We start from the raw sequence: 11,490 nt of genomic DNA on the forward strand, positions 1-11,490 counted from the left end.
GAAGGCCTCTTTCTGTGCATGTCGCTCGGAAGCACCCGAAAAGGGGCGCTACGCGGACAAGTAAACGGTCCCGGGGACCGGCGGGCAACTACCGAACCGCCCGAATCCCCCGCCCCACAGGCCTCCCCCGCCCCCGACCGCCGAAAAGGAGTCGAACCGCCCGCGCCCCGGAGAGTAGGTTGCCCACACCCCCGTTCCGCACAGCGACGACCAGGAGCCGCAGGTGAAGCACTCCGCCCCCGAGTACGCACGCATCGCCGAGAAGGGCACCGTCCTGCGCTGCCAGGTGGGGTCCGGCGTCCACGGGGTCGCCCTCGACGGACAGAACGACCGCGACGAGATGGGCATCTGCGTCGAACCGCCCGAGTACGTGATCGGACTGCGCGCCTTCGAGCAGTACGTCTTCCGCACCCAGCCGGACCACTCCCGCTCCGGCCCGGGCGACCTGGACCTGACCGTCTACTCGCTGCGCAAGTGGATGCGCCTGGCCCTGGACGGCAACCCGACCGTCCTGCTGCCCCTGTTCGTCCCCGACGGCGAGATCGTCGCCGTCACGGACACCGGCCGCGAACTGCGCGCCTGCGCCGACCGCGTCCTGTCGCGCCGGGCGGGCCACCGCTTCCTCGGCTACCTGCGCGCCCAGCGCGAACGCATGGAGGGCCTGCGCGGCGGCAAGCACACCAACAGGCCGGAGCTGGTCGACGCCTACGGCTTCGACACCAAGTACGCCTACCACATGGTCCGGCTCGGCATCCAGGGCGTCGAACTCATGGAGACCGGGCGGCTGACCCTGCCGATGCCCGGCCCCGACCGCACCTGGCTGCTGGAGCTGCGCCGCGGCGAACACAGCCGCGCCGAGGCCCTCGAGCGCGCCACGGAGCTGGAGGAGCGGCTGGTGTGGCTGTGCGACCACGCCGACCTACCCGAGGAGCCCGACCGCGCCTGGGCCGACCGCTGGCTGGTCGACGCCTACCGGAGGTCCTGGGACGCCCGCTGAGGACCCCGCCGCCCCTCCCCGCGACCCCGCCGACCAGTACGGGCACCCGCCGGGGAACCGGCGCCGGATCGAGATAGGGTGAGCCACCGAAGAGGCACGCGGCGCGCCCGGCCCACCGGGCGTCGACCGCGCGGCGGACACCGCGCGCGGTGTCCGGGAACAACAAACGTGAGGAAACACCATGGTCGGAACCATCGCCTTTGTGCTCATGGTCGTGAGCCTGTCGATGATGCTCATCGCCGGCATCATCCCCGCGTTCATCAAGACCCGCTGACCGGCGGCGGGTGCCGCCCCTCGGGCGCACCCGCCCACCCGGCTCCCCGGCCGGCCGCCGCACGGCGGTCACCGCCCACCGAGGACAGGGTCCGCACCGGACGCCGCCGCCCGCGGCAGGACCGCTCCCCCGGTCGGCGACGGGGCCCGCCGACCGCGGCGGCCTCCCCCGCACCCCTCGCCCTTACCGCGCGGACCGGACAACCTCACCCCCCGGGGCATGGCCGCGAACGGCCCGATCCTGGAACCTCGTGGTCATGGCGAGGACAACCGGCCGCGCGCTCCCCTGCGGCGGCCCCACCCTGGACCACGGACGCTGCCGCCGCCGACGCCTGGTCCCGCCCTGCCGGGACCACACCCCCCACGCCCTCTCCCGCCGCAGGGCCGCGCCGCCCTGGCCCGCGCCTCCCACCGTGCTGCGCACGCCCCGCCCCCGGGGCGTCCCCCTCCTGCCGCTGCTGGCCTCCCCCTGGCCCGCCCCCGCCCACTCCGCCGCCGGCGCCGAGCAGGCCCGGCGCTGGCTGACCCCGCGCACCCGCGCCGCCCTGGACTGCTTCGCCTCCCTGGTCCCCGCCGCCCAGTGGAACAGGGTCGCCTCCTCCCGCTCGCGCGCCGACTGTCCCGCCCTCGAAGCCCTCGCCCGCGCCTGCGAGTCCCCGCGCGCCGTCGCGGTCGGCGCCCTGCACCGCGTCGCGGAGCACGGCTTCGCCGACCTGCCCCGCACCCACGAGCACCGGATCGCGCGCACCCTGGCCCACGCCAAGGAGAGCCAGGTCAGCACCCGCTCCTTCACCCGGGCCCGCGTCGAGCACCCCGGCCCGCACCTGGAGGACATCGCCCTGTCCCTGCGCCTGCTCGGCGTCCTGGCGTGCCTGTCCCAGGGACGCGCCCCGTGGTGCCCCTGCCTGGACACCCTCCTGCGCCGGGGGCCGCTCCCCGCCCCCTGCGCGGTCTTCTCCCTGGCGACCCGCTTCGCCGGTTCCCACGGCCTCGACCCCACGGCCTGAACCCGGCCGCGCCCGGCGGCCCCCACCGGTTCGGCCCCGCCCCGAGCGCGCCCCCGGGGCGAGAGCTCCCCGCGGGCACGTCCGGAGCGCGGCATTCGCCTGGCGCCAGGCGGTGTTCTTCCTGTCCCTGTGCCCGGCCCCGGAGCAGCGCGGGGCGGTGGCGCGGATGGAGGAGTCCCTTCTCGCGCGTCCCCGCCACACACGTGAGCGGATGGCTCCGGTGGTGGCCGGCCTGCGCCGGGTCGTCGACGGCGGGCCCCTGGTGGAGGGGGGAAGTGACGGTGCCCGGCGCTTCCTGGGCTGGTCGGAACGGCAGCACTGGATGCTGGAGATCGCGCCGCAGGCCCTCCTGCCCCGTACCCGCCGGTGGGAATGAGGGTTCGCAGGCGCTCCTCCCGGCCGGTCGGGGCCGCAGACTGCGGCCGTCCTCACGCGATGACCGGGCGGAAGACAGGAGAGGCCGGTGCGGGGCATCCGTCCACGCTGCCCCACACCGGCGTGCGCGCGGACGCGCAGGGACCAGCCTACGGAATCCGGTGCCTTCTCGGACCCTGTTTGCCATAACTCGTGGGGTGGGCGGACCATCCCCAGTCTCACCTTTACGGTGTAGATTCTCACCCGGGTCCGGGGCGGCCGTCGCCTGCGGCGGGAGCGGACGACGGCCGCGCACAGGGGGTGTCAGGACGGTCGCGCCGTGGCAGTGTGGACGGCGTTCCGGACGCGCCCCGGCGGCGCGTCCGCCCCGTGACCGAAGGAAGCCCCCATGCTCCCCTCCCCCGGCCCCGCCTCCCCGACCGGGCCCGCGTCCCTGCTGGCCGCGGCCCTGTCCGCCCTCCTCGTCCTCCCCGCCCTGCTGGCCCCGGCGGCCCCCGCCTCCGCGGCCCCGGCCCCGGCCCCCCTGGTCGAGCACTCCTCCTGGATGGCGGCGCTGCCCGACGGCGCGAGCCTGTCAGCGCTGTCGGTGCCCGGCACGCACGACAGCGGCGCCTGGCGCGGATCCGTGTGGTCCCGCACCCAGGACCTGACCATCGCCCAGCAGCTCGACTCCGGCGTGCGCTTCCTCGACGTGCGCACGCGCCACTACCGCGACGCGTTCCCCATCCACCACGGTGCCGAGTACCTGCACCTCAACTTCACCGACGTGGTCACCGACGTGGGCGCCTTCCTCGAACGGAACCCGGGCGAGACCGTGCTCATGCGGCTCAAGAAGGAGCACACCGAGGAGGAGAACACCCGCAGCTACGAGGAGACGCTGGACCACTACATCGAGCAGAACCCGGACACCCGCGATGTGCTGGCGGAGCACCTGTGGGTGCCGGACGGGGACGGGAACCGGGTGCCCGACCTGGGCGAGGTCCGGGGCCGGATCGTCATCGTGCAGGACTTCGCCGCCTCCCGCGCCTACGGCGTCCACTGGAACGGGCCAGCGCTCAGCGTCCAGGACGACTACCGCGTGCCCACGCTCTTCGACATCCCCGCGAAGTGGGACAGCGCCCGGGCGCACTTCGACGCGGCGGCCGGCGGCCCGGCGGACCTGCTGTACGTCAACCACCTGAGCGGCAGCGGCGCCCCGTGGGCCAACCCGCGCGACGTCGCGTGGGGCGCCCTGGGACAGCGGGGCGTCAACGCCTACGCCGTGGACCACCTGCGCTCCTCGCGGGCGCCCCGGACGGGCGTCGTCGTCATGGACTTCCCCAGCCAGGAGCTGACCGACCTCGTCCTGGCCCGCAACCCCTCCTGACGCCGGGGCCCCGGCCGCCCCGCGCGGCCGGGGCCCGCACGCCGCCACGGGACCGCCGCCCCCGCACCGGGGTCCGGAAAACGCTCCCCCCGCAACCCCGGGGACCGTGAACCGGAATTCCGTCCCCTCTCCACAGGGGAATTCCCTCGCCCTTTCCGAAGAATTTCCAAGGAAAAGCACCGGAGAAAAGGGGCGGCCACTATTTAAAGTAATGGATCAGAAACAGAAGGTGAGGAACCGAGATCTAGGCCCCTGCCGTATCCAACGACTCATGCGACCGTCCGAAATGTTCCCTATGTTCATTTCCAGGGTGAATGACGATCCACCCCCGGTGCAGAGGAGTAGGCATGAGAATCTGCGGCAGAGACTTCGCGAGAGCAACCCCCCTGTTGGCCGCCGGAGCCGCGGCGGCGTTCCTGTCGGCCTGCTCACCCGTGTGGGCCGACCCGGGAGACGGTCCGACCCCGCCCGACGGCGGCACCGCGTCCCCGACGCAGGGCCCCGGCCCCGGCGCGACCCCGGACCCCGGCGCCCGGCCCAGCACCGACCCCGGCCCCAGCCCCAGCCCCAGCCCCTCCCAGGAGCGCACCGCCACCGCCGTCGTCCACCTCCTCGACCAGACCGTCGAGGAGATCGGGCCCTCCGGCGACCCCAGCGGGACCCAGATCCTCAACACCGTCTTCCAGACCGACTTCGTCGGCGACCTCGACGGCAAGGGGTACCACGTCTATCTGGACCTCGTGGACGCCTCCGGCGGCGCGACCAGCGAGGGCGCGGGGAGGTTCGTCGGCTCCCTGGACGGCGTCGAGGGCACCTTCGCGATGGACGCATGGGGCACCGCCGACCCCGGAGGCGCCATCAGCGCCGAGTGGTGCGTCGTGGAGGGGTCCGCGAGCGGCGACCTGGCGGGGCTCAGCGGCTGCGGGCAGATCCTCACCGACGGCACCCCCGAAGCCCACGTGACCTTGACCTACACCCTGCCGTAACCCCCTGACCTGCCCCTTGACCCCCGGCCGAGCGCTTTTGGCCGGGGGTCGTGCCTTCTTCCGACCGACAGCGCCTTTACACGGACACGAAAACTGTCAATGGACAAGTGAATGCCGGACTTCCTACTCTGTTACCCACTCCGGTTCGAGGATACGGTCACCGCCTGGTACCCGCCACGTTGGAAAGCAGACGCCGCATGCACCTGTTACTGATCGACAATGCCCGACTCTACGCGGAGCCCCTCGCCCGACGCCTTCGGGGACATGTGGACATCAACGATGTCACGTTGTGCTCATTAAGAGAAATCAATGACCACACGCATGCGGAGGCGCGCAGATACGACGCGGCCCTGATCAACGCGAGCGCCCCCAACGTCGAGCAGGTGATCTCCTCCCTGGCCAAGGTCCCCCTGGCCGTCATCGCCCTGGGGGTGGAGGAGACCGAGAAACGGGTCATCGGGCTCGCCGAGTCCGGTGCGGCGGGCTACGTGCCGCTCAGCGGCGACATCGACGACGTCGTCAGGAGCACGAGGGCCGCGGTCCGCAGGGAGATGCACTGCTCCCCGGACATCGCCTTCCAGCTGTGGCGGCACATCGGCCTCATGGCCTCCCAGGCGCCTGAGCAGAAACCCGCCGTCCACCTGACCCGGAGGGAGCAAGAGGTCCTCTCCCTCATCTCCCTCGGGGCCTCGAACCAGCAGATCTCACGCGAGCTCTTCATCGAGCTGCGCACCGTCAAGAACCACGTGCACAACATCCTGCGCAAGCTCGGGGCGAAGCGGCGGGGCGAGGCCGCCGCACGGGCCCACGAGCTCGTCGGCTGGTCGGCGGTCACCCCTTCCGACGCTCAAGGACGACGATCTCGAAACCTGGGTCGTCGAGGCTCATGACCGTGTCCAGCCCCATGCGCCCCTCCACCACCCGGTGCGCGTTGAAGCCGTCCCACCCCTGTCCCGGCGCCGTGCTCCGCCGGTGCACGCAGACGACGTGGCCGCCGGGCCGCAGGCGGTCCCCGAGGCCCTTCGAGAGGAGCTCGAGGTCGTCGGGGGTGAAGTAGTACAGGAACTCGGAGAGGACCACGAGATCGAAGGAGGCGTCGGGCAGATCCCGGGGGAGCACCGACCGGCGCACGCTCACGTGCGGGGAGTCCGCCAGCGCGGCGGTGGCGGCCTCGACCGCCACGTGCGCGCTGTCCACGGCCAGCAGACGGTCGCAGCGCCCGGCGAGCCCCCGTGTCAGCACCCCGATCGAGCAGGCGGGCTCGTATCCGGAGGCGTAGCGCCTCCGGGGCAGGCTGGCGAGGGTCAGGTCGTACTTCCTGCGCTCGTACCAGCGCACCGACAGGTTCCACGGATCGGGGGACTCGGCGTAGCGGCCGTCGAAGTAGGACGGGGGGATCGAGTGCTCGTGCGGGGCCGCGTCGTCGCCGTGCCGCCGCGGCCGGGGGCCGGCCCCGCTCACGGGCGCTCCCCGAACAGGTCCGGGTTGGCCCGTGTCCAGTCGAGGTAGTGCCGCAGGCCGTCGGCCAGCGTCGTCCGCGCCTCGAACCCCAGGAGGTCGCGCAGGCGGGCGGTGTCGGCCGCTCCGCCGTCCGGGTCCCCGGCCGGCCGGGGACCTCGGGTCACCCGGACCCCCGGCACCAGGTCCGCCACGGTCCGGGCGAGCTCCGCGATCGGGGTGGCCCGCCCGGTTCCGACGTTGACGGTGCGCCCGGCCGCCCGGGGCGCGGTCACCGCCTCCGCCGTCGCGGCGGCCACGTCGGTGACCGAGACCATGTCGCGCACCTGCGCGCCGTCCCCGTGGACCACCAGGGGCAGACCGCGCAGCGCCCGCACGCAGAAGATCGCCGCGCACCAGCTGTGGCTGCCCGCCTTGGGCACCTGGTGCGGCCCGTAGACGCTGAAATAGCGCAGGACGGTGACCGGCACCCCGAACCGGGTCCCGTAGAGCCGCGCCTGGCGCTCCGACCAGCTCTTGGAGTTGGCGTAGAGCATGCCGGGCTCCCCCAGCGGGTCGTCCTCGTGGAACCGGTCGCCCCGTGCCGGGACGTCGCCGTACACCTGGGCGGAGGAGGTCAGGACGACACGCCCCGTCCCGTGCCGCCGGGCGGCCTCCAGGACCACCTGGGTGGCCCTCATACTGGCGAAGTCGCGGTCGGGCTCCGCCGTGCACGCGGCGACGTCGGCCAGGGCCGCGGCGTGGACCACCGCGTCGCTGCGCGCGACCAGCGGTCCCGTGGTCCCGGCGTCGGTGACGTCCCCCCTGACCACCTTCGCCAGCGCGCCGACACCGAACCTCTCCGCCTGGTCGAAGGCGTAGGCGTCCAGGGAGTCGAGCACCGTCACCTCCGCGCCCGCCTCCGCCAGGCGTCGCACGACGTGGCTGCCGATGAATCCTGCGCCGCCCGTGACCAGCACGCGCCGTCCGGCGACCGGGTGCGGGGCGCTAGGCATGGAGCCTCCTCAGGAGTGCGGTCGAGGACGCGGTGACGGCCTCGTCGGTGAAGACCGTGCGGCCTCCCAGCCGTTCGACCAGTGCCGATTCGGCTCGCAGGCGCACACAGGGGTTGCGCGCGTAGTCCGGTCCCTTGACGTACACGTCGGGGCGCAGTGCCTCGATGACGCGCATCGGGCTGCTGTCCTCGGCGGCGTGGACGTGATCGACGGCCTCCAGCGCCGCGATCAGGCCGGTCCGGTCGGCGGCGCCGTACAGGGGGCGGCCCGGCCCCTTCACGCACGCGGCGTCGGCGCTGACGCTGACGACCAGCAGGTCGGCCAGGGCCGCGGCCTCGTGGAAGTGGTGGACGTGGCCGACGTGGAGCAGGTCGAAGCAGCCGTGGCACAGGGCGGTGCGCAGCCCGGAGGAGCGCGCCCGCTCCCCCAGCCGCCGCAGGCCGTCGAGGTCCTCGGCCTTGCCCGGTCTAGGCGTGCCCATGGCCCACGCTCCCCCGTCCGCCCCCGGTCAGGGCCACCACGGCGGCCGTGCGGCTGCCGACGCCGAGCTTGCCCAGGATGCTCTGCACATGGTTCTTGACGGTGTGGTGGCGTATCCCCAGCCGGGTGGCGATCTCCCTGTTGGGGAGGCCGACCGCGACGAGGGCCAGCACCTGGGTCTGGCGCCGCGTGAGGCGCCTGCCTCCCAGTGCTCCCCTGCGCACGACGTCGCGCAGGGCGCCGACCAGGCTCTCGGTGCTCTCCTCCGCCGACACGAAGCCGACCGCGCCCGCCTCCAGGCAGTGCAGGACCGCCTCGTGGCAGACGCCGGATCCGATCACGAGGGCGGCGGGGCCGCCCCCGCCCGCGAACCGGCCGATGACCTCGACGCGGCGGGGGTGGGCGGCCTCGACCAGGACGACGTCGACGCCGTCGCAGGTCTGCGGGGGGTCGGCCGCTGCCGAGCTGTCGAGCCCGGCCCGGGAGAGCTCCTCGGCCAGGCTGAGTCCTCTGGCGAGGAACTCGTCCACGACCAGGACGTGGGGGCGGTCAACCATACGCGGGCTCCGTCTCTGTGGGGGTCAGTCCGGACGCGACCAGTTCACGGGGGCTGCTGCGGGGGAAGGAGAGCGAGTCCCGGCCGCAGACGTGGCGTCCGGCGTGGATCGCCGCGGCCCTGAGCGAGGGTTCCCAGTCGGCGCCGGAGGCCCTGGCCACCAGCAGCGCGGCCGTGAACGCCTCCCCCGCGCCGTTGGGGTTGCGGGGCGTCCCGCCGCGGGACAGGGCGGGCTGGCGCAGGCGCCGGTCCCCGGTGCGCAGGACGCTCCCGCCCGCACCGCTGGTGACCGCGACGGCGCCGACGAGGGAGGTCTCGGGCAGCGGTGCGAGGAGGTCGAACTCGCGCCGGTTGGCGACCAGGAGGTCGACCGCCCCGAGGAGGTCGGCGCGCCGGCCGGAGGGCATGGCCGCGAGTTCGCGGCACTGGGTGAGGTGGGGGACGAGCACGAGGCGGCGGCCGCGTACCCGGGCGGCGAGGGCGGAGAGCCGGCTCGGTGAGCAGACGACGAGGACGGTGTCCGGCCGCGGGGCGGCGGCCGGGTCGTGCACCGCTTCCAGGGGAGGCTGCTCCCTGCGGGTGACGGTGACGGACTCCAGGCTGGGCGTGACCAGGGTGACCGTGTGGTCCAGCGGTCCGGTGCCCCGGCGGGGGCCGACGCGGACGCCCTCCGACTCCAGCAGCGACAGCGCCCGGGCGCTGTCCTCCTGGTCCCCGAGTGCGGTGGTGAGCTCCACGTCGGCGCCGAGGCGGCGCAGCGCGAGGGCGAGGCAGGCCCCCGGGCCGCCGGGGGTCCGCTCGTGGCCGGAGGCGGTGAGGCTGACGTCGAAGTCGAGTTCGGAGCCGACCCAGTAGACGTCGTCGGTGTAGGTCCCGCCGACGACGTGGAAGGCGGTCACCGCACCGCCCCGGCGGCCAGTTCCTCGATGTCGGTGACGAGCGTGTCCAGGGAGGGCAGGGCGAGCATGTCGCGCTGCACTCCCCTGGCCCGCGCCCGGAAGGAGGGGTCGGCCAGCACCTCGCGGCAGGCGGCCGCCACGCGCCCGGCGTCGAGGTCCTCCCAGTCCAGGCGCCGGGCCAGGCCGAGCTCCTCGCACCTGGTGGCGACCAGGTGGTTCTCGGCGATCCAGGGGATCGCGACCATGGGCAGGCCCGCGCGCAGCGCCTCCCTGACGCTGGTGAAACCTGCGTGGGTGACCAGCAGGTCGGCCGTGTCCAGGAGGAGGGGCTGGGCGACGAAGTCCACGACGCGGACGTTGGGCGGGGCCGAGCGGCCCAGGTCCTCCGCCCGGCCGCGGCCGACGGCGACGACGGCCTCGCAGGCGACCTCGCCGAGTCCGTCGATGATGGACCGCAGCCGTGTGTCCGCGGCCCTGAACAGGGGCGCCACGGTGCCGAGGCTGGCGTAGACCAGCGGGAGGGAGTGGTCGAGCCCGCCGAGCAGGGGCGGCAGCCGGTCGCCGGGGCGGTCCACCGTGCGGTGCCGGTAGCAGCGCAGCGTGGGGATGGCCGTCTCGGCCGGGTCGTAGCCGGGCGGCATGAGGTGGGCGTGCAGGTGGGCGTAGAGGCGCTCCGCCCGGGGGTCGGGCGGCAGTCCGAGCTGCGCTCGGTGCTCGTCCAGGGGCTGCGCGAGGAGGTCGGGGGCCAGGAACTCGGTGACCCGGCCGACCACTCCGACGGAGGCGTGGGCGATCCCGGCGGCCTCGGCCGCGAGGTAGCCGCCCATGTCGTAGGCCTCGCGTACCACCGCGTCGGCGCCGCCCTCGCGGATGTGGCCGAGCACGTCGCGGGCCGTGGCGAGGGCGCCGTCGCCGGGCAGACCCTCGGAAACGAGCCGGCGCATCAGGGCGTCGACCTGTTCCGGGGGGATGCGTTCGGAGTCGAAGAGGGGGGCGAGCATGCCGGTGATCCAGTCCTTCCCGGCGGGGAGGAAGGGCAGGCCGTAGTGGTCGACCTCGTCCCGGAAGGACTCGGGGGCGCAGACGGCCACGTCGTGCCCCCGGGCCAGGGCGGTCTCCGCGACCGCGACGAGCGGTCGCAGGTGGGTCTCGACCGGCAGGGTGGTGAACAGGATCCGCATGGCGCCTCTCCGTGGGGACGACGGGCCGGGGGTCCGGTGGGGACCCCCGGCCCCGGTGCAGGGACCGTTGTGCCGGGCCCTCCCCGTGGTCGGGGACGGGTCCGGTGTGGGAAGGGCCCGGCCCGGCGGGCCGGGGCGCCCGCCCGGCGGCGTCCGCGTGTCCGGGCGGTCGCCCGGTGCGGGCCGCCGGGCGGGCCCGGGGCCGGTTCAGGGGAAGGGCCCTAGTCCACCAGTGCGGTGAGCTCGCTCTCGGTCGTGGTCTTCATGCAGACGACCTGTCCGTCGGCGTCGTACAGCGCGACCTGGCCCTGCTGGACGTAGGGCTGGCCGATCGGCGGGATGGAGGTCAGGTCGCAGTGCATGACCGCCGGCAGGCGGTTGTGCAGAGTGCCCAGGGGGGTGTCCGCCTCGACGTACACCTCCTGGACGCTGCGCACAGGGTCGGTGCCGAAGTTGACCAGGGGGTCGATCTCCAGGCGCCCGAAGGTGGGGCGCATCATCGGGTCGAGCCCGCGGCCCACGCGCAGCCGGACGCGCTCGCCCGGCCACAGCACCTCGCTGGTGCCGACGGCATCGTAGGTGATGGTCTCCAGGTCCAGCCGCAGGGCACCGTCCAGGGTCAGCACGGGGTCGTGCAGCCTGATCTCGGACTCCTCGGCCACCAGGGTGATGACCTCCTCGGGGGTGTCCGCGGAGGCGTCCCCCCCGAACTTGAGGGTGATGGTGGTCCGGACCCTCGCCTTGAACCCCAGGCTGCCGTCGCTGAGCTCGCGGCGGGGGATCATGACGTCGACCAGGTGGCTGGTCTTGGAGTGCAGCAGTTCGGCCGCGAGCGCCGGGTCGGCGGCCCGCAAGCGGTCCTTCAACGTGTCGGTGGTGGTCATCTCACGCTCCTCGTCGGTGACGAATCAGCATCA

The 11,490-nt window shown here is 73.9% G+C and carries 13 protein-coding genes; 6 read left to right on the forward strand and 7 right to left on the reverse strand.

Going from position 1 to position 11,490, the window contains the following annotated elements; all coding sequences use genetic code 11:
• Window positions 1-223 precede the first annotated feature (223 nt).
• The 6 genes from ABZ234_RS17135 (at window position 224) to ABZ234_RS17160 (ending at window position 5,894) form a co-directional block, all read left to right on the forward strand.
• Window positions 224-997, forward strand: coding sequence for a nucleotidyltransferase domain-containing protein (locus ABZ234_RS17135; RefSeq protein WP_355012718.1), 774 nt, complete (start codon window positions 224-226; stop codon window positions 995-997).
• Window positions 998-1,527: 530 nt separating this feature from the next.
• Window positions 1,528-2,277 (forward strand): hypothetical protein, encoded by a 750-nt coding sequence (locus ABZ234_RS17140; protein WP_355012719.1) that lies wholly within the window; start codon window positions 1,528-1,530, stop codon window positions 2,275-2,277.
• A 112-nt stretch (window positions 2,278-2,389) separates the two neighbouring features.
• Window positions 2,390-2,653 (forward strand): hypothetical protein, encoded by a 264-nt coding sequence (locus tag ABZ234_RS17145; RefSeq protein WP_355012720.1) that lies wholly within the window; start codon window positions 2,390-2,392, stop codon window positions 2,651-2,653.
• Between the two features lie 387 nt (window positions 2,654-3,040).
• Window positions 3,041-4,018: a phosphatidylinositol-specific phospholipase C gene (locus ABZ234_RS17150; RefSeq protein WP_355012721.1), complete on the forward strand. Its 978-nt coding sequence runs from the start codon at window positions 3,041-3,043 to the stop codon at window positions 4,016-4,018.
• A gap of 347 nt (window positions 4,019-4,365) precedes the next feature.
• Window positions 4,366-5,004: a DUF3224 domain-containing protein gene (locus tag ABZ234_RS17155; RefSeq protein ID WP_355012722.1), complete on the forward strand. Its 639-nt coding sequence runs from the start codon at window positions 4,366-4,368 to the stop codon at window positions 5,002-5,004.
• Between the two features lie 266 nt (window positions 5,005-5,270).
• Window positions 5,271-5,894, forward strand: a complete 624-nt coding sequence (locus ABZ234_RS17160; RefSeq protein WP_355012723.1) for a response regulator transcription factor — start codon at window positions 5,271-5,273, stop codon at window positions 5,892-5,894.
• Here the strand turns inward: ABZ234_RS17160 and ABZ234_RS17165 are convergent.
• From ABZ234_RS17165 to ABZ234_RS17195, 7 genes are all read right to left on the reverse strand, one after another.
• Window positions 5,836-6,465, reverse strand: coding sequence for an SAM-dependent methyltransferase (locus tag ABZ234_RS17165; RefSeq protein WP_355012724.1), 630 nt, complete (start codon window positions 6,463-6,465; stop codon window positions 5,836-5,838). The genes ABZ234_RS17160 and ABZ234_RS17165 overlap by 59 nt on opposite strands.
• Window positions 6,462-7,457, reverse strand: a complete 996-nt coding sequence (locus ABZ234_RS17170) for an NAD-dependent epimerase/dehydratase family protein (protein WP_355012725.1) — start codon at window positions 7,455-7,457, stop codon at window positions 6,462-6,464. The genes ABZ234_RS17165 and ABZ234_RS17170 overlap by 4 nt, the downstream gene beginning before the upstream one ends.
• Window positions 7,450-7,938 (reverse strand): adenylyltransferase/cytidyltransferase family protein, encoded by a 489-nt coding sequence (locus tag ABZ234_RS17175; RefSeq protein ID WP_355012726.1) that lies wholly within the window; start codon window positions 7,936-7,938, stop codon window positions 7,450-7,452. Before ABZ234_RS17175 ends, ABZ234_RS17170 begins: the two co-directional genes overlap by 8 nt.
• On the reverse strand, window positions 7,925-8,494 hold the full coding sequence (locus ABZ234_RS17180; RefSeq protein WP_355012727.1) for a response regulator transcription factor: 570 nt from the start codon (window positions 8,492-8,494) through the stop codon (window positions 7,925-7,927). The genes ABZ234_RS17175 and ABZ234_RS17180 overlap by 14 nt, the downstream gene beginning before the upstream one ends.
• Window positions 8,487-9,392 carry a PfkB family carbohydrate kinase gene (locus ABZ234_RS17185; RefSeq protein WP_355012728.1) on the reverse strand — a complete coding sequence of 302 codons (906 nt, stop codon included), beginning with the start codon at window positions 9,390-9,392 and terminating at the stop codon, window positions 8,487-8,489. The genes ABZ234_RS17180 and ABZ234_RS17185 overlap by 8 nt, the downstream gene beginning before the upstream one ends.
• Complete coding sequence (locus ABZ234_RS17190) at window positions 9,389-10,573, reverse strand: glycosyltransferase (protein WP_355012729.1); 1,185 nt, start codon at window positions 10,571-10,573, stop codon at window positions 9,389-9,391. The genes ABZ234_RS17185 and ABZ234_RS17190 overlap by 4 nt, the downstream gene beginning before the upstream one ends.
• A gap of 221 nt (window positions 10,574-10,794) precedes the next feature.
• The gene (locus tag ABZ234_RS17195) at window positions 10,795-11,457 is read right to left on the reverse strand and encodes a hypothetical protein (protein WP_267944660.1); all 663 of its coding nucleotides are present in this window, start codon (window positions 11,455-11,457) and stop codon (window positions 10,795-10,797) included.
• Window positions 11,458-11,490 lie beyond the last annotated feature (33 nt).

Origin of the sequence: Nocardiopsis sp. NPDC006198, assembly GCF_040613895.1 — a bacterium.
In the GTDB taxonomy this organism is placed as follows: Bacteria; Actinomycetota; Actinomycetes; order Streptosporangiales; family Streptosporangiaceae; genus Nocardiopsis; species Nocardiopsis tropica.